The organism is Phytopseudomonas daroniae, from assembly GCF_004327275.1.
In the GTDB taxonomy this organism is placed as follows: domain Bacteria; phylum Pseudomonadota; class Gammaproteobacteria; order Pseudomonadales; family Pseudomonadaceae; genus Aquipseudomonas; species Aquipseudomonas daroniae.
Genome location: NZ_QJUJ01000003.1, coordinates 82,451 through 101,984, shown reverse-complemented (window position 1 = coordinate 101,984; position 19,534 = coordinate 82,451). Strand labels below are relative to the sequence as shown.

Genomic DNA, 19,534 nt, shown 5'->3' with positions numbered 1-19,534 from the left:
TAAAGCCAGCGCTTTACCCGAGTAAAACAGTAGGTCTTACTCTACGCTTCCAGCCCGACTCAGGCCACCTCAGGTCAAGGTGCAGGCAACAAAAAGCCGGCGTCGCAGAGGCTGCGCGCCGGCTTTTCGACCACCGACATCAGTTACGCTGGTAGACGATGTCCTTGGTGCCGCCGCCGCAGCTGCCGACCACTTCACGGTCAGTCACACTGCCTTTGTCGACGATCTCAAGGGTGTAGGACGCAACGCCATTGGCCTGGATCTTGGCATCGATCTCGCCTTTCAGCTCTTCGCAATCCTTAGCCGCGAACGCCGAGCCCGCCAGGGCCATCAGGCCTACTGCAAACAACACTTTTTTCATCACAAACGCTCCCTCGTACCAGTGAACAAATCCGGGCGCCATAAGGTGGCCCGTTTCAATAAAGTCGCAGATTGCCATTATGACAAGTAAGCGCGACTGCAGAGGCCCGTGGTCAGCTGTTGGCGACGCGGAAGCCGACCTTCAGGGTGACCTGATAATGGGCCACCGCGCCATCGGCGATGTGACCACGGGTTTCGGTGATCTCGAACCATTCCAGATGGCGAATGCTCTTGCTGGCCTCGGCCAGGGCATTGCTGATGGCATCTTCGATACTGGTCGAGGACGAGCCAACCAGCTCGACCTTCTTGTAGGTGTGATGATCCGACATATCCGCCTCCAGGGCTGGTAAACACGAATGGGCTGACTGCCCTTACTCAGTCAGTCCCTGGAGGGCGCAGCAAAGTTCAGGTTTTCGGTTGCTCTGGCACCAGCAGGCCAGAAGGCGATATTCAAGAACCATAGCGAGCTGCTGCCACTCAGTCCCCTTACCAATAAGACGCATAACACGGCCATTCGCCGCAAAGCTTTACCAATGAGCGTTCCTAACCCGCTCGATGCAATATCGATCCTGCCTTCCCAAAGGCCAGCGCCCTCCTTACAATCGCGATCAATTCTTATCTGCATCGGCGCACGCCAGGGAGTTTCGGTGTCCAGCGCTCCGCCCCCTTCAACATCACAAAGTATCGACAGCCTCTACCGCGACCACCACGGCTGGCTGCATGGCTGGCTGCGCAAGCGCCTGGGTGATCGTGAGCAAGCGGCGGATATCGCTCAGGACACCTTTCTGCGCCTGCTGCTCAGCGGTCGCCTGCCGAGCATCGACGAAGGACGCAGCTACCTGGCGCAGATTGCCCGCAACCTGGTGATCGACCAGTGGCGCCGGCAGCGCATCGAGCAGGCCTATCTGGACAGCATCGGCCACCTGAGCGAGCCTGAATCGCCGTCCCTGGAGACCCGCGCCATGGTCATCGAAACCCTGCTGCAGATCGACGCCATGCTCGATGCCATGCCAGGCAAGGTGCGCGAGGCCTTCCTGCTGTCGCAGTTCGAAGGACTGACTTATCCACAGATCGCCGAGCGCCTGCAGATCAGCGTCAGCTCGGTACAGAAGTACATGCTGCGCGCCATCGCCGCCTGCTATCAGGTGCTGTACGCCGAATGAAAGCCGCTGACGCACCCATCGCCCCCGCCGTCGTCGAGCAAGCCAGCCACTGGCTGATGCTGCAGTGGGGCGGCGAGCTGGATGGTGAACAGCGCCAGCAGTTCGCCGATTGGCAGGCTGCCGACCCCGAACACCAGCGCGCCTGGCAACGCCTGGAACGTCTGCAGGGCACCATCTCCGGCGTTCCAGCTCATACAGCCAACGCAGTACTGCACGAACTGCCCGACGCACGCCGCCGACAGACTCTCAAACTGCTCGGCCTGCTGCTGGTAGCCGGTGGTAGCGGACACCTGATCCAGTCACAGTTACCTTGGCGCGAAGCCATGGCCGATCTGCGTAGCGGCACCGGCGAACGCCTGCAACGTACCCTGGCCGATGGCAGCCACCTGGCGCTGAACAGCGACAGCGCGGTGAATATCCGCTTCAGTGAAACCGAGCGACGGATCCACCTGCTCAGAGGCGAACTGCTGCTCGACAGCGGCCAGGATCCAGCGCATCGCCCACTTATAGTGGAAACCGCTGCGGGGGAAATCCAGGCCTTGGGTACCCGTTTCTCGGTGTATGAAATCGACGGTGGCAGCCGCGTCGAGCTCTACGAAGGCGAACTGGAGCTGCGCCCACGCAACGCGCCCGCCTTACGCCTGCAGGCCGGCCAACAGCGCTGGTTCAGCGCCGAACGAACCGGTGCCACCGGCCAGGCAGACCGCAACGCCATCGCCTGGAATGAAGGTCGGCTGATCGCCGAGCGCATGTCCCTCGGCCAGTTTCTCGCCGAACTGGCCCGTCATCGCCCTGGCGTGCTGCGCTGCGACCCGCAGATCGCCGACCTCCCCCTGACCGGCGTCTTCCCCTTGGCCGACACCGACCGCGTACTCGCCGCATTGCAGCAATCACTGCCCGTGGAGGTGCAGAGTGTCACCCGCTACTGGGTAACCGTGCGGCCACGCGGATAGCGCGATCCAGCGTTCGTGTTGCGGATTGGAGCGGGTCAGCGCAGGTCTTGTACACGACTCAATCGCCGTAACCCATCGGCGTTCTTGGAGGTGATGGGCTATCGCCCATCCTACGTACTGATCGTTCCCACGTTCTGCGCGGGAACGATCAAAAATAATTCTCAAACCCATTGTCGGTTTTGTCGGCTCGTTCGGGATATCTCTTGAAACCAATCAAGAAGCATTCTCAGAGGATACCCAGAATGCCGCACCTGCCCGCCTCACACCGCTCAAAGCTGAGCCTGTCGATCACTCGTGCCCTGTTCGCCGGTCTGCTGGCCGCCAGCCCCTTGCTGATCGTCGCCACCGCCCAGGCGCAATCGACAGCCTCCGAACAAAGCCGCAGCTACGCCATCCCCACAGGCACCCTCGATCAAGCGCTGAACCACTTCGCCAGCGAAGCCGGGATCCTCCTTTCGGTTGATTCGCGTCTGACCACGGGCAAGCAGAGCCCAGGGCTGAATGGCAGCTACTCAGTGGATGAAGGCCTAGCCCATCTGCTCGCCGGCAGCGGTCTGCAGGCGGTCAATACCGGCGGCAGCTACGTACTGGAAAAGACGCTCGGCAGCAACGCACTGGAGCTGGAGGCGACCACCGTCATCAGCAACCAGCTCGGCACCATCACCGAGGGTACGGGCTCCTATACACCCGGCTCCATCGCCACCGCGACACGCCTGGTGCTGACGCCTCGGGAAACCCCGCAGTCGATTTCCGTCGTCACGCGCCAGCACATGAATGATTTCGGCCTGAACAACGTCGACGACGTGATGCGCCATACCCCGGGCATCACCGTTTCGGCCTACGACACGGATCGCACCAACTACTACGCCCGTGGTTTCTCCATCAACAACTTCCAGTACGACGGTATCCCCTCCACAGCCCGTAACGTCGCCTATTCGGCGGGCAACACCCTGAGCGACATGGCGATCTACGACCGGGTCGAAGTGCTCAAGGGCGCCACCGGCCTGCTCACCGGCGCCGGTTCCCTGGGCGCGACCATCAATCTGGTGCGCAAGAAGCCGACGCCAGAATTCCAGGGCCATGTCTCGCTGGGCGCGGGCTCGTGGGACAACTATCGCAGCGAAGTGGATGTCAGCGGCCCGTTGACCGACAGCGGCAACGTTCGTGGCCGGGCCGTCGCCGCCTATCAGGACAAGAACTCGTTCCTCGACCACTACTCGCGCAAAACCGCGACCTACTACGGCATCATGGAATTCGATCTGTCCCCCGATACCCTGCTGACCGTGGGCGTCGACTATCAGGACAACATTCCAGAAGGCTCCAGTTGGTCCGGCACCTTCCCGCTGGTCAACTCCAACGGCAGCATCAACAAGATGAGTCGCTCCTATAACAACGGCACGAGCTGGAGCGCCTGGGAGCAGTACACCCGCACCGCCTTCGCGATGCTCGAGCACGAACTGGGCGACGGCTGGGTCAGCAAGCTGCAGCTGGATCACAAGATCAACAGCTACCACGCCGAACTCGGTTCGATTCAGTTCGTCGAGCCGCAGGCCGATGGCACCGCCGTGATCAACGGGCAGAAGTACACCGGCGACACCAAAAGCTCTTCCGCCGATCTCTACGCCACCGGCCCTTTCAGCCTGTTTGGCCGTGACCATGAACTGGTTCTGGGCGGCTCGATCAGTACCGCGCGCTGGCAGGGCAAGGGCTACTGGTTACCGGACTGGCCACAGGGCAACGTTGTCGACTTCTATAACTGGAATGGCCAGATATCCAAGCCCATCTGGAAAGCACCGGCTCAATACACCGACGACACCACCCGCCAGACGGGCATGTACATGACCACCCGCCTGAATGTCATCGATGATCTGCATGTCATCCTCGGCGGTCGCGTGGTCAACTACCACATGACCGGCCTGACCCCGTCCTACAGGGAAAGCGGGCGTTTCGTCCCTTATGTCGGTGTAGTCTATGACCTCAACGACAACCTCTCAGCGTACGCCAGCTACACCGATATCTTCGAACCCCAGGAAAGCTACAAGAAGGACAGGGATCAGAAGCTGCTGGATCCGGACGAAGGGCAAAACTACGAGCTGGGCCTGAAGGGCGAATTCTTCGACGGCCGCCTGAACAGCAGCCTGGCGTACTTCGAGATCCATGAAACCAACCGCTCGCTGCCAGACGATGACTGGAACAATCAGAATCCGACCCTCAACTATGCGTTCAAGGGCACCAAGGCCGTCACCAAGGGCTACGAGCTGGAAATCTCCGGTGAGCTGAGCCCGGGCTGGCAGGTTCAGGCCGGCTACACCCACAAGGTCGTCCGCGATCACAACGGCGACAAGATCTCCACCTTCGAACCCGAAGACCAGATCAATCTGTACACCACCTACAAACTCAAGGGCAGCCTGGACAAGCTGACCGTCGGTGGCGGTGTACGCTGGCAGGCCAAGGGCTGGTACTCGATCTACAACCGCCCCCTGGACACCAATCAGGACATCACCCAGGAGAGCTACACGCTGGTGGATCTGATGAGCCGTTACCAGATCACCAAGAACGTATCGGCGACGCTGAACGTCAACAACATTTTCGACAAGTCCTACTACACCAACGTCGGCTTCTATGACTCAGCTGCCTACGGTGAACCACGCAATGTGATGGTCTCTACACGCTGGGATTTCTGACCCAGCTCCTGGATCGTTCCCAGGCTCTGCGTGGGAACGATCGATGATGCGATACCCGCGGCCCTACGATTTCCACCTTTCCGACACCGCAATTCGCGGACATGGCCGCTTTCACTTATCGCTTGAGGCTTGCAGCTGCTTCACGGCCCAAAGGGCTTGTCCCCAAGAATCGTTGCGCGGTGCATGATGCGCCGCTGCGGGCGGTAGTCGTCGCAGGCATAGTGCTGGGTCAGACGGTTGTCCCAGAAGGCCAGGTCGCCCTGGCGCCATTGCCAGCGCACGGAAAATTCAGGTTTGGCGATCTGCTTGAACAGCATCTGCAGCAGCGCAGTGCTTTCATTGGGCTCCAGCTCGACGATCCGCGTGGTGAAGGATTCGCTGACGAAGATACCTTTGCGCCCGGTTTCCGGATGCACGCGTATCACCGGATGGGTGACTGGCGGATTCGCAGCACGCGCCGCATTCCATTTTTCCAGCGCGTCCGGCGTATTGCCGAAACGCTCCAGCGGGAATGACAGCGTCAGGTCATGCACCGCCGTCAGGCCGTCGAGCAGCGTGCGGATCGGTGCGGACAATCCCTCGTAAGCGGCCGAGCAACTGGCCCACAGTGTATCGCCACCATGGGGCGGGACATGCCGCGCGCTGAGCAGCGAACCCAGCGGCGGCGACTGGATGAAGGACACGTCGGAGTGCCACAGGGCGTTGTCACGCAGGTCGTTGAGGTCGGTATCCAGCACGAGGATTTCCGGCTGCTCCTCGACCTTCGGATAGATCGGGTGGATGTGCAGGTCACCGAACAGCGCTGCCGCGTCCCGCTGCTGGCGCGGCGTCAGCAACTGATCACGCAGAAACAGCACTTGATGCTCCAGCAGCCCCTGGCGCATGGTGGCGTAGCTTTCGGCATCCAGCGGGCGGCTCAGGTCGACACCGCTCACCCGCGCGCCAAGGGCCTGGCCGATACGTTCGAATACGATGGTCATAGGTCTTTCTCTATTCAGTCCCGTGCAACCTTGTTGCGAGTTGGTACGGCTGCGTTACAAAAATACGTAGGTGGATCAGCCCCAGGACGCGAAACGTTTTTGCAGCGCCCGTAAACCGAGCTCGATGGTCAGGGCAATGCCGGCGATCAGCAGGATGCCGACCACCACCACGTCGGTGGCGAGGAACTGCGCGGCGGACTGCACCATGAAGCCCAGGCCCTGGTTGGCGGCGATCAGTTCCGCCGCCACCAGCGTCGACCAGCCGACGCCCAGAGCAATGCGCAAACCCGTGAGGATATCCGGCAGGGCGCTGGGCAGAATCACGTGGCGCACCACCTGCACCCGGCTCGCGCCAAGGCAGCGCACCGCCTGGATACGCGCCCGGTCGACCCGGCGCACCCCGCCCACGGTGGCGATCAGCAGCGGTGCGAACAGCGCCAGGTAGATGAGCAGCACCTTGGACAGTTCACCGATGCCGAACCAGATCACCATCAGCGGCAGATAAGCCAGTGGCGGGATCGGTCGGTAGAACTCCACCAACGGATCGAGCGCTGCGTTGAGCGTTGGGTTCAGGCCCATGGCGATCCCCAGCGGCACGGCCGTGACGACTGCCGCCAGCACCGCCACCAACACGCGCCACAGGCTGGTGCTCAGGTGTTGCCACAGCGTGGCATCCAGGTAGCCGTCCTGCAGCAGCCCCTTGAGGGCCACCAGCAGTTGTTCGGGTGCCGGCAGGAAGATGGTGTCGACCCACTCCAGGTGCGTCGCCAGCCACCACAGCGTCGCCAGTGCGGCCAGGGTGCCGAAGGCTGCCACACGACGGCGATCGAAGCCGATTCCGATGAGTCGGCGACGAGTACTCAGAGTGGTTTTCAAAGCGTCAGAAGGCATGGTCGGCGGACTCCTGAAGGAAGACATCGAGCAGCTCCTGGCGCAGCTCGGCAAAGGCCGGATCGCTCTTGATCGAACGTACCGGCTCACCCTCGATATAGCGGCGGGCGAATGGCAGTTGTCGGCGGATCACCGCACGAGCGGGCGGGCCGTCCAGCACGATCAGGTCGGTGGCGAGAAACAGCGCCTCATCGACGCTATGGGTAATCAGGAAGAGGCCTTTGCCGGTGCGTTTCCAGACGTCCAGCAGCAGCAACTGCATACGCTCGCGAGTCAGGGCATCGAGAGCACCGAAGGGCTCGTCGAGCAGCAGGAAGTCCGGATCGACCGCCAGCGCCCGCGCCAACCCGAGGCGCTGACGCTGGCCGCCAGACAGTTCGGAAATCTGGTGATGGGCATGGCTGGCCAGGCCGACCAGTTCGAGCACTTCACGCGCCCGCGCATGCCGTTGCTCCTTGTTCAGGCCGCGCAGGCGCAGACCCAGGGCAACATTGTCGAGGGCGTCGAGCCAGGGCATCAGCGCGTCATCCTGAAACACCACACCGCGCTCGCCACCCGGGCCTTCGAGGGTGCGGCCATCGAGATGCACACGGCCGCTGTCGATCGTCTGAAAGCCGGCCAGCACGTTGAGCAGGCTGGATTTGCCACAGCCCGACGGGCCGAGCACGACCACGGAGGCGCCCTTGTCGATTTGCAGATCGAAGTTATCCAGAATGACCTGCGAATGGCCGCGACGCTTGAAACTCAAGCTGACCCGCTCGGCGTTCAATCGGCTCATGGTCGACTCCTCAAAGTAAAAAAGCCCCTCCGAAGAGGGGCGAAACGTGGCATGAACGTAAATCGGGTTTACTGAGCCTGGCGGACGTACTCGGTGCTTACGTAGGGCGAGTAATCCGGCAGCACGGCGGGGATGCGCTTCTGCTCCTTGAGGAACTCGGCGGTGCCGGCGATGGCTTTGGCGGTGCCGCCACCGAGCAGCTCGGCGCTGGCCTGCTGCTGGGCATTGGGGTAGGTCGAGCCGGCCAGCAATTCGGGAACGTCGGCAGCGTTGGCGCCGATCAGCTTGGCGATCTTCTTGGCCTGCTCGGAGTCGGCCGTCCACTTGGCGGTGTTGGCCTGGTAGTCGGCGAAGGCGTCGAGGGTCACCTTGGCGAACTGCGCCAGCACCTCGGGGTGCTTCTCGGCGAAATCCTTGCGCGCGACCCAGACTTCGAAAGTCGGTGCGCCCCATTTGCCGACGTCGGCGGCGTCGGTCAGCACTTTGCCGTCACGCTTGATCTCCCCCAGAGCCGGCGACCAGACGAAGGCGCCGTCGATATCGCCGCGTTTCCAGGCAGCGTTGATCTCGGCCGGGTTGAGGTTGACGATCTTCACCTTGGTCGGATCGATGTTCCAGTGCTTCAGCGCCCCTAGCAGGCTGTAGTGGGAGGTGGATACGAACGGCGTGGCGATGGTCTTGCCGACCAGTTGCTCGGGGCTTTCGATACCGCTGCCGTTGCGCACCACCAGCGCCTCGGCGGCGTTGATCTGTGCTGCGACCAGAAAGGTCACCAACGGCAGCTTGCGCGAGGTGGCGGCGGCCAGCGGGCTGGAGCCGAGGTTGCCGATCTGCACGTCACCGGAGGCAAGCGCGGTCACCACTTCCGGGCCAGCGTTGAAACGGCGCCAGTCGAGTTTCTGGCCGATGGCCTTTTCGTAGGCACCGTCGGCCTGGGCAACCTTGGACGGATCCACACCAGTCTGGTAACCGATGACGATGTCGGCGGCATGGGCCGGTACAGCGGTTGCCGCAGCGACAGCGAGCAGCAGGGCTTTGATGGTTCGTTTCACGTTCGACTCCTCGCAAGTGGCACCGCTGCGGTTTCAGGTGCCGAAGCGCCACCACGGCGCTGATGGAGGATAATTTATGGTTATAAAAAATATAAAACCAATAACATTTAACGCTTAGCTTAGAGCGGCTTCGAAGCCTCCACGAGCTAGAGCGATGGCGAGAATGAATTCATCCGAAAAGAGCACGGAAACCACCCGTCAACACCGTGCAGGCATGGCCATTCCCAGCGCAGCGCACCGTAGGATTGCGACGAATTCTTATCCGAGAAATCCCTCGAAGGCGGGATGTCCACGGTGTGCCTCGATACGGGGTTCCATGCAGGGCTGGAGGCGCTCTACCGTCAACATCACGGCTGGCCCGCAGCGCGAATATCGCGACAGCAATAACAAACAGGTGGAGCCGAATGAAGGCAAGAACTACGAGGTCGGGATCAAAGGTGAATTCTTTCACGGCCGCCTGAACGCCAGCATCGTCTACTTTTAAGGCTGCGAGGACAATCGCGCGGTCACCGACGCTACCTCCGTGCGCGGCAGCATCTCTGGCTGGGCGGTGCCTACAAAGATGTTGAATCCAAGACCAAGGGTTAAGAAGCGGAAATCTCCGGTGAGCGGGTACCCGGCAGGCAATTACAGGCGGGCTACACCCACCAGCTCATGCACGACAAGCAGGGTGAGAAGCTGTCCACCTGAGAACCGGAAGACCAGGTCAATATCGACACCACCTATACACTCACCGGCCCGCCGGGCAAGCTCACCGTGGGTACTATAGGCGGTACTCCCTCCGATATCGCTCAGCGCTTGAACAATGCCAGCAACGCAGACCGATCCTCACCAGGGTGCTCTGCGCTCAGGTGCCCGACCAGCGCCAGGGCATCACGCCCCTGGCTGTCTCGCACACTCGCGTCGGCGCCGTGTCGCAACAGAAACTCGATGCGCTGTCTGTCGTTGTAATAAATAGCGGCCTGCAGTGGCGTGAGGTGCTCGCCACCCTCGACACCGTAGTGATTGACGCCGTCGACATCGAGGCCGTTCTGCAGCAACAGCTCGGCGACCTGATAGCGATTGTCTCCCTGGCTGTTGAGCACGCCATCGAGCCCCGCACCAGCCTGCAATTCACTGATGGAAACAGCATCCAGCCGGAACAGTTTCAAGTAGCTCACGCACAACGACGGCACCAGCGCATCGCTGTCCTCGGTGCCGCATTCCACCAGCTGCTCCATCGACTGGGTGGCGAGCAGGTAGCTGCCGCCGGCAGCCGCGACGATCACCAGCGCAGAAAGTCCGTAAAGTACGCTACGTGCTTTTTTCATGCGTTATCCCCAGACCCTGTCGCTAGACTGCCGCGTCTGGTACGCCAGCATGGCGCCATGGGGGCGCTCGGTTCTAGTCTTGGCCAACTCCGTGCGCAGTATCGAGCGAAAATTGCGCGCGATAGTCGAGACCACCGATTCGTAGACCTTCACATTCATCAGGTCGTTGCTCGACGCGTGCTTGAACCAGTGCCTGGCCGCTTTTTTGCCAAAGGCCTTGATGACCTTCACCGGCCCCTGATTCGGATTGGCGGCACTTCTGAACATAGCCTCCACGTAGCCCATCGCATAGCTGGCATCGATAGCTTCGACCAGTAACCCCTGTGCAAAACCACGCGCGTTGTCACTCATGGTTAAACCATCAATGAAGGTGTGCTCAGCCTTGAAGAAGAACTTGAGCACCTGTCGCGTTTCTTCCTCGCCCAGCAAGAGCTCTTCCGCTGAAAATGTACGCAGTGTGATGTAACTACTCATAGGGCCTCCTTGGCATCTCGTGGGACGGCGTTCAGTCGGCCAATATTAAGCGACTGCCTGGAAAACCTGCAGCACTGGATGACCAAATCGCGACACACTTCCGCTGGCTATGCAGAGCCTCGCGAGGCTGCGGCTTTATCGAACAGAACCCAATGGCCAGGGCTTTCAAAAAGGCCGCCGACTTACGGCTGGCCCTCTACGAGAAATCCCAGTAACTGCTCGGTCATCAGCAAGGTGTGCGCTTCGCTGAATACGATGCCATACCGACTCTCGATCAGCTCGCGGGCGTTGAAACGCGCCTTGAACCAGTCCTCGACGAAATCCGGTGCATAGCCGCAGGTGCTGAAGCCACGTCCGCCGAAGGCGATCATTGGCGAGTAGGCGTCCTGGTATTGCTGGCGGCTCTCGACGCGCTGGCGGTGCTGGTAAACCCAGAACTGCACGTCATACAGCAGGTATGACAGCGGGTCGGCATGCAGGGCGAAATAGCGTTTTTCCTCGAGCAGTTGCAGGGCGATCGCGCGGACTGCTTCGCCGATGCGCGGAAACGGCGGAAAGTCGCCCAGCAGTGGCGCGAGCATCTCGGAGAACTCGCCCTCGGTCACCCGGTGCAGGTCTGCCTGGAAGTCCTCCTCGGCGGTATCGAACGCTTCCTCGCTGACCAACCCGCGCACAAAAGTCTCGAAATCCTTGGCCAGAACGGTGATGTGGTAGTCGCTTTCCTGATCGACATGCACCACCTGCGGCTCGCCCTGCGGATCGCAGGCGCGGTAGTCGAGAGCGACCATGTCGTGGCCGGCGGACGGGCAGTCGCAGATGTACACGCCGATATCCGGGTAGCCCCACTCTTGCATCATGAAACGGCTGCCAAGTTCACCGCACAGGGAATACCTCTTGTGGCGCCCGATGCTGAGGAACCCGGTGATAGCGGCGTGGTTCTCGGCCCATGAGGTCGGCTCGTCGGTGGGGAAGCAGCACATGTGCGGCGTACCACCGTTGTGCCGCCGCATGAAGGCGACATAAGACGGCGGCAAACGGTAGCCCAGCTCCGCTTCGAGCTCGGCGATCAGCGCGTCGCCGGGTGGCACATCGCTGAATTCCTTACGTGCGTAGGCGCTATCATCCCAGAACGCCTGCAGGTCGATATCGTCCGGAAAATCGCTCATGCTCCGACCGCCTGTGCTTCGCTGGCACACGGGCCAGCGGCTTTCAATATCCTGTTCATGCGTACGCCTTTTCTACCGGTCGAAAGTCATGTTCGGGCGTCAGACTCTCCTCCGCGAGGGAAGGTTCGCAACCCCGGCGCCCGCGGTGTTTCATTCGCCCTGTGAATGCCACTTGGGCTTGCCTCGGGCAACCCGTAGAATCCGCCGTTTTTCCAGGCAGCGACCACCATGCAACCAGCCGACCTGAAGCGTGACGAACTGATCTACGGCCTCGAAGACCGGCCGCGTCTGCTGGTGGCCATCCTCGCCGCGCTGCAGCATCTGCTGGCGATCATCGTGCCGATCGTCACCCCCGGCCTGCTGATCTGCCAGGCGCTGGGTGTATCGGCCCGCGACACCAACCTGATCGTTTCCATGAGCCTGGTGATCTCCGGCATCGCCACCTACGTGCAGTGCCGCCGCTTCGGCCCGCTGGGCGCCGGCTTGCTGGTGGTGCAAGGCACCAGCTTCAACTTCGTCGGCCCACTGATCGCTGGCGGCGCGCTGATGGTCAAGCAGGGCACACCGGTCGAAACGGTGATGGCGGCGATCTTCGGCGTGGTGATCGCCGGCTCGTTCATCGAGATCGGCATCTCGCGCATACTGCCCTTCGTGAAGAAGCTGATCACCCCGCTGGTGACCGGCATCGTGGTGCTGATGATTGGCCTGACGCTGATCAAGGTCGGCCTGATCAGCATGGGCGGCGGCTACGGCGCCATGGCCAACGGCACCTTCGCCAACGGCGAGAACCTGATGCTGTCCGGTGTGGTGCTGGCCGTGATCGTGGTGCTCAACCGCATTCCCGTGGTGTGGATGCGCAGTTGCGCGATCGTCATCGCCCTGCTCGTCGGCTACGCCCTGGCCGGTTACCTGGGCCGCCTGGATTTCACCGGCATGCATCAGGCCGAACTGTTCCAGGTGCCGACGCCGCTGCATTTCGGCCTCGGCTTTTCCTGGAGCCTGTTCATCCCGATGCTGGTGATCTACCTGGTGACCTCGCTGGAAGCCATCGGTGACGTGACCGCCACCAGCAAGGTGTCCAAGCAGCCTGTGGAAGGCCCGCTGTGGATGCAGCGGATCAAGGGCGGTGTGCTGGTCAATGGCGTCAATTCGCTGCTGGCTGGCGTGTTCAACACCTTCCCCAGTTCGATCTTCGCCCAGAACAATGGCGTGATTCAGCTGACCGGCATCGCCAGCCGCCATATCGGCGTGTGGATCGCACTGATGCTGGTCATTCTTGGCCTGTTCCCGGCAGTGGCCGGGGTCATCCAGGCAGTGCCAGAGCCGGTGCTCGGCGGCGCAGCCATGGTGATGTTCGGCGCAGTGGCAGCCTCGGGCATCAACATCCTTGCCGGTATCGATCTGGATCGCCGCGCGCTGCTGATCATCGCCGTGTCCCTGGCCCTCGGCCTCGGCGTATCCCAGGTGCCGGAATTCCTTGCCCATATGCCTGCGGCGCTGCGCAACGTGCTGGAGTCCGGCGTGGCTACCGGCGGCATCTGCGCCCTGCTGCTCAACTGGTTCCTGCCGGAAAGCCCGGCCAAAGGCGAGCAGAGCGAACGCTGATCGCGTCGACATTACCTGTAGAAGCCCGCTTGAGGGCGAGGCGGTGCTGGCCGTTCTGCAAAAACAGCATTGAGGCCACCATTCGCCTCGGGGAGCGGCTACAAATCGGTGACTATCACCGACAACGAAAAGGGCCGCATCAGCGGCCCTCGACATATCTGCCGAATGACTTAGAACCTGTTCACGATCTCTCGACGAGATTCCCGTGCAATGACAGCAAAAAGGCGGGAGCGGCCGGTCGGTGACCCGCGTTGAATCATGGACCACGGCCTTCGGCCCCGGATTACGCCTGCGGCTAATCCAGGCTACATTCGTGCCATGGATCCCGTAAGTTGGATTAGCCCGTAGGATGGGTGAAACCCATCAATTTCCGATGGGTTTCACCCATCCTACGACCGGCTGCTCTCGCCTTCTTGCGGTCGAACATGTTACGTCTGCTGGCGGAACGCAGCAGATCGTGAACAGCGTCTAAGAAGTCGTAGCGCGTGGTCAGCATGACGGAACAGCATTGGAATGACTGATCGGCAGCCGCGATCAGGATGGATAATCGGTCGCGGGGGGAGCCCTGTCAGCTCACGCCCATATAGCGGCCGGCACGGTGATTGATCGCCAGCACCATGTTCAGCGCCACGGCGCCCAGCACCGAAAGCGCGACCTTTTCCGGGGCCACGACGAAGATCGACGCCAGCACGATGGTGGCGTCCACGCCCATCTGCACTGCGCCTGCGCGCAAGCCGAAACGTTCCTGCAGGTACAGTGCGAGGATGTTCACGCCGCCCAGGCTGGCGCGGTGACGGAACAGCATCAGCAGCCCGAGGCCCATGGCGAAACCACCGAACAGCGCTGCGTACAACTCGTTGAGCGCCGCGAAAGAGACCCAGTGCGGCGTCAGCTCGGCCAGTAGTGACACCAGGCCGACCGCGCAGACCGTGCGCAAGGTGAACGCCCAGCCCATACGCCAGATCGCCAGTACGTAGAACGGCACGTTGAGCAGGAAGAACACCGCGCCGAACGGCCAACCGGCCAGGTACTTGAGCAGAAAGGCCAGCCCCACCGTACCGCCGGTCAGCAGGCCGGCGTGACTGTAGAAGGTGATACCCAGGGCGACCATCGCCGTGCCCAGAATGAGCGCAAGGGCATCTTCCCAGAGCGGGTGACGAACGAAGATATCGGCAATCGTCTCTTGCTCGCCGGAGCCTGAGGTGGAGTCGTTCATGCGGGGCTGTCTCGCTGGGTACACAAAACAAGACGCCACCGGGTGGGGTGGCGTAGGCAAGAAGAAGGCAGAGGCGGTTCGACTATGATCGGATCCAGGTCTCGAAACTATGCGCCGGCGCCGCTTCGATGGCCGGCTGCTCGTCGCGCTCCACGCGCTGCCAGTGCGACTCGTCGAACGCCGGAAACCAGGCGTCGCCCTCGGGCTGCAACGCCACGCGGGTCAGGTACAGACGGTCGGCAATGGGCAGCGCCTGTTCGTACAACTGGGCGCCGCCGATCAGCATCACTTCGTCGACGCCCTGCTCGCGGGCCCATACTTCGGCACGCTCACGGGCTGCCTCGACAGTCGCGAATACTTCAGCGCCTTCGAGCTGCAGACCAGCCTGACGGCTGACCACCAGATTGAGACGGCCCGGCAACGGACGGCCGAGGGAATCCCAGGTCTTGCGACCCATGATGATCGGCTTGCCGAGGGTCTTGGCCTTGAAGTGCTTGAGGTCGGCCGGCAGGTGCCAGGGCAATTGGTTTTCGCGGCCAATCACGCGGTTTTCCGCGAGGGCAGCGATCAGGCAGAGAGGGAGTCGAGTAGTCATGGCGGCGAGCATAGCAGAGGGCCGCATCGCGCCGCATGACTTGCTGCACTGTCATCGCCACGCCATCTTTGTCGGTGCAGGCTGTAAAAGACGACCTGCCAAAACCGCTCAGGAGCCATGTCCAATGCCGCTACGCCAGCCCCACCTGCTATTGCTCAGCGCCCTGCTCGCCCTGCCCTTCGCGGCGAGCGCCGAAACGCCGGCAGCGCCCGCCGCCACACGCGCCGATGACGCCAAACCGCTGATCATCGCTCACCGCGGCGCCAGCGGTTACCTGCCCGAACATACCCTCGCCGCCTACGCGATCGCCGTTCTGCAGGGCGCCGACTATGTCGAGCCGGATCTGGTGATGAGCAAGGACGGCCAGCTGTTCGCCCGCCACGACAACGAGCTGGGCCTGACCACTGACGTGGCCCGGCATCCGGAGTTCGCCGACCGCAAACGCAAGGCCAGCATCGATGGCATCGAGCTCGACGGCTGGTTCAGCGAGGACTTCACCGCCGCCGAACTCAAACGTCTGCGCGCCATCGAGCGGATTCCCGATATCCGTCCGGGCAACACCCGCCTCGATGGCCAGTTCGAGATCCCGACCCTGCAGGAAATCATCGCTCTGGTGAAGGCACTGCAGGTCAGCCAGGGTCGCGAGATCGGCCTGTACATCGAAACCAAGCATCCCCAGCACTTCAACCAGTTGGGTCTGTCCATGGAAAAACCGCTGGTCGAGATCCTCGCTCGCAACGGTTATCGCGATGCCAAGGCGCCGGTGTACATCCAGTCTTTCGAAGTGAGCAACCTCAAGATGCTCCGCCAGCTCAGCTCGCTGCGCCTGGTGCAGCTGTACGGCAAAGGCCAACCCCATGACCAGGTCGTGCAGGGCAATCCGCTGACCTATGCGCAGATGGCCACGCCTGCCGGGCTCGAGGCAGTGGCCGAGTACGCCGTCGGCGTGGGCCCGGAAAAGGGCTACATCATCCCCCGCAAGCCGGACGGCAGCCTGGGTGAACCGACGCGCTTCGTCGCCGATGCCCACGCCGCCGGGCTGCTGGTACATCCTTATACCTTCCGCGCCGAGAACCAGTTTCTGCCCGCGGAGCTGCAACGTGGCGACAGCCCGGCAGAGCGAGGCGATATAGAGGCGGAGCTGCGCGCCTTCCTGGCCGCCGGCATCGACGGCCTGTTCATCGACCAGCCAGACATCGCCGTGCGCCTGCGCCGTAGCCTGGATTAGCCACGCAGGGGCGTAATCCGGGTTGGTTTTTGCCAATGCAGCCACAACGGTTATGCTGGCCAGTGGATCGATAACCGCCGGGAGATCGCGTGGCCTTACCCAAGCTGCAACGCCTATGGCTCTGCGAGGCCGTACGCCTGCGAGAAGAACATGCCGGGCTGCTCGAAGACAGCGAAGCCAACCGCCGTGCCCAGGTGGCAGGCGGTGATCTGGCCACGCGTATCGAAAACCGCGCCCTGCTACTGGCCGAGCGGGACGGCCAGCAGCAAGCGCAACGCCATTGGCTGCAGGGCGCTCGCCTGGCGTTGCTGCTGCTCGGCCTGCTGGCCCTGGCCAGCGGCGCGGGCCTGGCGGTAGCGGCATTGGGCGACGGGCAGACGCCGGTCAATGTGTTCTGGGCTCTTGGCAGCCTGCTCGGTCTGCACCTGCTGATGCTGCTCGGCTGGATCTTCGGCCTGCTGCTTGGCGGCGGCCATGGCGCGGTGCTCGGGCGCATCTGGCTATGGCTCAGCGAAAAGCTGGCCCGCGACGCCAGCGCGCTGCACACCGGCCCGGCGCTGATCCTGCTGCTGCGCCGACAGCGCCTCAATCGCTGGTTGATCGGCATGGCCGTGCACGGACTCTGGCTGGTGGCGCTGACCACGGCCCTGCTGATGCTGCTGGCACTGCTTTCCACACGCCGTTACGGCTTCGTCTGGGAAACCACCCTGCTGGGCGGCGATACCTTCGTCGCCCTGACCCAGGCCCTCGGCGCCCTGCCCGGCCTGCTGGGCTTTCCGGTGCCCGATGCCGCCACCGTTCGCGCCAGCGGCGACAGCCCGCTGCCACTGGAGTCGGCACGGCATGCCTGGGCCGGCTGGCTGATCGGCGTGGTCGTGCTCTACGGCCTGCTGCCGCGCCTGCTGCTGGGACTGGTGTGCCTGTGGCGCTGGCGAACCGGTGTGGCCAATCTGCAACTGGACGTGGAGCTGCCGGGTTATGGCCTGCTGCGCGAACGTCTGCAACCCAACAGCGAACGCCTGGGCGTGTGCGATGCGGAGCCGGCGCAGCTCTATCAGGTACAGTCCGGCGCCGGAGCCGACGCCAGCCAGGGTGCGCTGCTGGTGGCCGTCGAACTGGACGACCGCCGTCCCTGGCCACCAGTGTTACCCAAGTCGGTCGCCGACGCCGGCATCATCGACAGCCGCGAGCAGCGCCGCCAGTTGCTCGACCAGCTCACTCGCTTCCCGCCGGCTCGCCTGGCCATCGCCTGCGACCCACGGCGCTCGCCGGATCGCGGCAGCCTGGCGCTGCTCGCGGAGCTGGCACGCTGCGCCGGTACCACGCGCATCTGGCTGCTCCAACCGCCACCTGGCGAAACCCTGGACAGCGAGCGCCTTGGCGACTGGCACAAGGCGCTGGATCAACTGCAACTGGCCCACGAAGGCAGCTCGCCCTTGACCTGGCTGGAGACTGGCCATGACTGAAGAGAACCGTAAGGGGGGATCGGGGCGCGTAGCCGACGCTCTTTTCATCCACCGTGCAGATGTAAAGCCTGGTGGATGGATGAAGCGTCATCCACTCTACGTCGGCGTAGGAGCCGCGACCGCGCGGCGAATGGTTGTCACGCCGAATGTCTGGCGGGATGGCTACTATCGCATCGCCTCGAAGGCAGGACTCCTACGGAGCCGGCGAACTGTGGAGAATCGGCACTCATGAGCCACCCGCTGAAGCTCGCCGTGGTCGGCCACACCAACGTCGGCAAGACCTCGCTGTTGCGTACCCTGACCCGCGACGTCGGTTTCGGCGAGGTCTCGCATCGCCCCAGTACCACCCGCCACGTCGAGGGCGCGCGCCTGTCGGTGGACGGCGAAGCGCTGCTGGAGCTGTACGACACACCCGGCCTGGAAGATGCCATCGCCCTGCTCGACTACCTCGATCAGCTGGATCGCCCCGGCGAACGCCTCGACGGCCCCGCCCGCCTGGCGCGCTTCATGGAGGGCAGCGAGGCGCGCCAGCGCTTCGAACAGGAAGCCAAGGTGTTGCGCCAGTTGCAGGCATCGGACGCCGGCCTTTACGTGATCGACGCCCGCGAGCCGGTGCTGGCCAAGTACCGCGACGAGCTGAACGTGCTGGCCATGTGCGGCCGCCCACTGCTGCCGGTGCTCAACTTCGTGGCCAGCGCCAATCACCGCGAAGACGACTGGCGCGAAGCACTGGCACGCCTCGGCCTGCATGCCCTGGTGCGTTTCGACAGCGTGGCGCCGCCGCTGGACGGTGAGCGCCGGCTGTACGAAAGCCTGGCACTGATGCACGAGAAATCGCGCCCGCAGTTGCAACGCCTGATCGACGATCATGAAGCCCAGCGCGTTACCCGTCACCGCAGCGCCAAGCGTCTGATCGCCGAGCTGCTGGTCGACTGCGCCGCCTGCCGGCGCATCGTGGCGGGCGATGCCGAACGGGAAAAAACCGCCATCGGCGAACTCCGTAAAGAGGTGCGCCAGCGCGAACAGCGCTGCGTGGAAGCACTACTGCGCCTGTACGCCTTCCGCCGCGAAGATGCCCGCGCCGATGACTTGCCGTTGCTGGACGGCCGCTGGGGCGACGACCTGTTCAACCCGGAAACCATCAAACAGCTGGGCATCCGCCTGGGCGGCGGCGCAGCCGCGGGTGCGGCAGCCGGCGCTGGCGTGGATCTGCTGGTCGGCGGCCTGACCCTGGGTACTGCGGCGCTGGCCGGCGCGCTGCTCGGCGGCGGCGCCCAGACCCTGCGCAACTATGGCTCGCGCCTCAAGGGCAAGCTCCAGGGGCAACGTGAGCTGACCGTCGACGATGCCGTGCTGCGCCTGCTCGCCCTGCGTCAGCAGCACTTGCTGCAGGCTCTCGACAACCGTGGCCACGCGGCGGTGGAAGCGGTGCGCCTCGACGCCCTGCAGGACAGCCAGTGGCGCGAGGGCAAGCTGCCTAGCGCACTGCGCATCGCCCGGGCACGGCCGGAATGGTCGTCCCTGAACCCCGGTGCCCGCCTCGATCAGGTCGAGCGACTAGAGCAGGTGGAACGCCTGGCCAAGGAAATCGATGCGGGTTGAACGCTGCCTTT

19 protein-coding genes are annotated in these 19,534 nt (G+C 63.0%); 8 read left to right on the top strand and 11 right to left on the bottom strand.

Translation table 11 applies throughout. The annotated features are described in order from the left end of the window. Nucleotides 1-139 precede the first annotated feature (139 nt). Together DNK10_RS08505 and DNK10_RS08500 are read right to left on the bottom strand one after the other, a co-directional pair. Nucleotides 140-361 (bottom strand): DUF1161 domain-containing protein, encoded by a 222-nt coding sequence (locus DNK10_RS08505; RefSeq protein ID WP_131181670.1) that lies wholly within the window; start codon nucleotides 359-361, stop codon nucleotides 140-142. 112 nt (nucleotides 362-473) lie between these two features. After that, nucleotides 474-689, bottom strand: coding sequence for a dodecin (locus DNK10_RS08500; protein WP_042553536.1), 216 nt, complete (start codon nucleotides 687-689; stop codon nucleotides 474-476). Nucleotides 690-1,007: 318 nt separating this feature from the next. Here DNK10_RS08500 and DNK10_RS08495 point away from each other — a divergent pair, with 318 nt between their 5' ends. The 3 genes from DNK10_RS08495 to DNK10_RS08485 all read left to right on the top strand — a co-directional run bounded on the left by DNK10_RS08495 (nucleotide 1,008) and on the right by DNK10_RS08485 (nucleotide 5,160). After that, nucleotides 1,008-1,523 carry a sigma-70 family RNA polymerase sigma factor gene (locus tag DNK10_RS08495; protein ID WP_131191245.1) on the top strand — a complete coding sequence of 172 codons (516 nt, stop codon included), beginning with the start codon at nucleotides 1,008-1,010 and terminating at the stop codon, nucleotides 1,521-1,523. After that, entirely contained in the window at nucleotides 1,520-2,476 is a 957-nt protein-coding gene (locus DNK10_RS08490) for a FecR domain-containing protein (protein WP_131191244.1), read from the top strand. The genes DNK10_RS08495 and DNK10_RS08490 overlap by 4 nt, the downstream gene beginning before the upstream one ends. Nucleotides 2,477-2,718: 242 nt before the next feature. Continuing rightward, on the top strand, nucleotides 2,719-5,160 hold the full coding sequence (locus tag DNK10_RS08485) for a TonB-dependent siderophore receptor (protein WP_131191243.1): 2,442 nt from the start codon (nucleotides 2,719-2,721) through the stop codon (nucleotides 5,158-5,160). 140 nt (nucleotides 5,161-5,300) lie between these two features. Here the strand turns inward: DNK10_RS08485 and tauD are convergent, their stop codons facing one another. From tauD to tauA, 4 genes are all read right to left on the bottom strand, one after another. Continuing rightward, on the bottom strand, nucleotides 5,301-6,140 hold the full coding sequence (gene tauD, locus DNK10_RS08480; RefSeq protein ID WP_131191242.1) for a taurine dioxygenase: 840 nt from the start codon (nucleotides 6,138-6,140) through the stop codon (nucleotides 5,301-5,303). 75 nt (nucleotides 6,141-6,215) lie between these two features. Next, nucleotides 6,216-7,031 (bottom strand): taurine ABC transporter permease TauC, encoded by an 816-nt coding sequence (tauC, locus tag DNK10_RS08475; RefSeq protein ID WP_131191241.1) that lies wholly within the window; start codon nucleotides 7,029-7,031, stop codon nucleotides 6,216-6,218. Further along, entirely contained in the window at nucleotides 7,021-7,809 is a 789-nt protein-coding gene (locus DNK10_RS08470) for a taurine ABC transporter ATP-binding protein (RefSeq protein WP_131191240.1), read from the bottom strand. Before DNK10_RS08470 ends, tauC begins: the two co-directional genes overlap by 11 nt. Nucleotides 7,810-7,877: 68 nt before the next feature. Further along, nucleotides 7,878-8,861 (bottom strand): taurine ABC transporter substrate-binding protein, encoded by a 984-nt coding sequence (tauA, locus tag DNK10_RS08465; protein ID WP_131191239.1) that lies wholly within the window; start codon nucleotides 8,859-8,861, stop codon nucleotides 7,878-7,880. A gap of 163 nt (nucleotides 8,862-9,024) precedes the next feature. On the opposite strand from tauA, the gene DNK10_RS25845 reads away from it, so the two are divergent. Further along, complete coding sequence (locus DNK10_RS25845) at nucleotides 9,025-9,345, top strand: TonB-dependent receptor (protein ID WP_165495964.1); 321 nt, start codon at nucleotides 9,025-9,027, stop codon at nucleotides 9,343-9,345. Nucleotides 9,346-9,652: 307 nt separating this feature from the next. Here DNK10_RS25845 and DNK10_RS08455 read toward each other — a convergent pair whose 3' ends face one another. From DNK10_RS08455 to DNK10_RS08445, 3 genes are all read right to left on the bottom strand, one after another. Next, nucleotides 9,653-10,171: an ankyrin repeat domain-containing protein gene (locus tag DNK10_RS08455; RefSeq protein WP_131181664.1), complete on the bottom strand. Its 519-nt coding sequence runs from the start codon at nucleotides 10,169-10,171 to the stop codon at nucleotides 9,653-9,655. 3 nt (nucleotides 10,172-10,174) lie between these two features. Then, nucleotides 10,175-10,645 (bottom strand): hypothetical protein, encoded by a 471-nt coding sequence (locus DNK10_RS08450; RefSeq protein WP_131181663.1) that lies wholly within the window; start codon nucleotides 10,643-10,645, stop codon nucleotides 10,175-10,177. Between the two features lie 182 nt (nucleotides 10,646-10,827). Further along, complete coding sequence (locus DNK10_RS08445) at nucleotides 10,828-11,811, bottom strand: SMI1/KNR4 family protein (protein ID WP_131191238.1); 984 nt, start codon at nucleotides 11,809-11,811, stop codon at nucleotides 10,828-10,830. 228 nt (nucleotides 11,812-12,039) lie between these two features. Between DNK10_RS08445 and DNK10_RS08440 the strand changes: the two genes are divergently transcribed. Next, nucleotides 12,040-13,416: a uracil-xanthine permease family protein gene (locus DNK10_RS08440; RefSeq protein WP_131191237.1), complete on the top strand. Its 1,377-nt coding sequence runs from the start codon at nucleotides 12,040-12,042 to the stop codon at nucleotides 13,414-13,416. A gap of 568 nt (nucleotides 13,417-13,984) precedes the next feature. Here DNK10_RS08440 and DNK10_RS08435 read toward each other — a convergent pair. Together DNK10_RS08435 and DNK10_RS08430 are read right to left on the bottom strand one after the other, a co-directional pair. Next, nucleotides 13,985-14,632, bottom strand: coding sequence for a YitT family protein (locus DNK10_RS08435; protein ID WP_131181660.1), 648 nt, complete (start codon nucleotides 14,630-14,632; stop codon nucleotides 13,985-13,987). An 82-nt stretch (nucleotides 14,633-14,714) separates the two neighbouring features. Continuing rightward, on the bottom strand, nucleotides 14,715-15,254 hold the full coding sequence (locus DNK10_RS08430; RefSeq protein ID WP_423228074.1) for a dihydrofolate reductase: 540 nt from the start codon (nucleotides 15,252-15,254) through the stop codon (nucleotides 14,715-14,717). A gap of 97 nt (nucleotides 15,255-15,351) precedes the next feature. Here DNK10_RS08430 and DNK10_RS08425 point away from each other — a divergent pair, with 97 nt between their 5' ends. The 3 genes from DNK10_RS08425 (at nucleotide 15,352) to DNK10_RS08415 (ending at nucleotide 19,523) form a co-directional block, all read left to right on the top strand. Beyond that, on the top strand, nucleotides 15,352-16,455 hold the full coding sequence (locus DNK10_RS08425) for a glycerophosphodiester phosphodiesterase (RefSeq protein ID WP_131191236.1): 1,104 nt from the start codon (nucleotides 15,352-15,354) through the stop codon (nucleotides 16,453-16,455). Nucleotides 16,456-16,544: 89 nt separating this feature from the next. Then, nucleotides 16,545-17,921 carry a DUF2868 domain-containing protein gene (locus tag DNK10_RS08420; RefSeq protein ID WP_131191235.1) on the top strand — a complete coding sequence of 459 codons (1,377 nt, stop codon included), beginning with the start codon at nucleotides 16,545-16,547 and terminating at the stop codon, nucleotides 17,919-17,921. Nucleotides 17,922-18,149: 228 nt separating this feature from the next. Next, entirely contained in the window at nucleotides 18,150-19,523 is a 1,374-nt protein-coding gene (locus tag DNK10_RS08415) for a GTPase/DUF3482 domain-containing protein (protein ID WP_131191234.1), read from the top strand. The last annotated feature ends 11 nt before the right edge of the window (nucleotides 19,524-19,534 follow it).

Coding starts and splice junctions, on each gene's coding strand:
- DNK10_RS08505 (WP_131181670.1), bottom strand. CDS start 361: ATGAAAAAAGTGTTGTTTGCAGTAGGCCTGATGGCCCTGGCGGGCTCG.
- DNK10_RS08500 (WP_042553536.1), bottom strand. CDS start 689: ATGTCGGATCATCACACCTACAAGAAGGTCGAGCTGGTTGGCTCGTCC.
- DNK10_RS08490 (WP_131191244.1), top strand. CDS start 1,520: ATGAAAGCCGCTGACGCACCCATCGCCCCCGCCGTCGTCGAGCAAGCC.
- DNK10_RS08485 (WP_131191243.1), top strand. CDS start 2,719: ATGCCGCACCTGCCCGCCTCACACCGCTCAAAGCTGAGCCTGTCGATC.
- tauD (WP_131191242.1), bottom strand. CDS start 6,140: ATGACCATCGTATTCGAACGTATCGGCCAGGCCCTTGGCGCGCGGGTG.
- tauC (WP_131191241.1), bottom strand. CDS start 7,031: ATGCCTTCTGACGCTTTGAAAACCACTCTGAGTACTCGTCGCCGACTC.
- DNK10_RS08470 (WP_131191240.1), bottom strand. CDS start 7,809: ATGAGCCGATTGAACGCCGAGCGGGTCAGCTTGAGTTTCAAGCGTCGC.
- DNK10_RS25845 (WP_165495964.1), top strand. CDS start 9,025: ATGAATTCATCCGAAAAGAGCACGGAAACCACCCGTCAACACCGTGCA.
- DNK10_RS08455 (WP_131181664.1), bottom strand. CDS start 10,171: ATGAAAAAAGCACGTAGCGTACTTTACGGACTTTCTGCGCTGGTGATC.
- DNK10_RS08450 (WP_131181663.1), bottom strand. CDS start 10,645: ATGAGTAGTTACATCACACTGCGTACATTTTCAGCGGAAGAGCTCTTG.
- DNK10_RS08445 (WP_131191238.1), bottom strand. CDS start 11,811: ATGAGCGATTTTCCGGACGATATCGACCTGCAGGCGTTCTGGGATGAT.
- DNK10_RS08440 (WP_131191237.1), top strand. CDS start 12,040: ATGCAACCAGCCGACCTGAAGCGTGACGAACTGATCTACGGCCTCGAA.
- DNK10_RS08435 (WP_131181660.1), bottom strand. CDS start 14,632: ATGAACGACTCCACCTCAGGCTCCGGCGAGCAAGAGACGATTGCCGAT.
- DNK10_RS08430 (WP_423228074.1), bottom strand. CDS start 15,254: ATGCGGCCCTCTGCTATGCTCGCCGCCATGACTACTCGACTCCCTCTC.
- DNK10_RS08425 (WP_131191236.1), top strand. CDS start 15,352: ATGCCGCTACGCCAGCCCCACCTGCTATTGCTCAGCGCCCTGCTCGCC.
- DNK10_RS08415 (WP_131191234.1), top strand. CDS start 18,150: ATGAGCCACCCGCTGAAGCTCGCCGTGGTCGGCCACACCAACGTCGGC.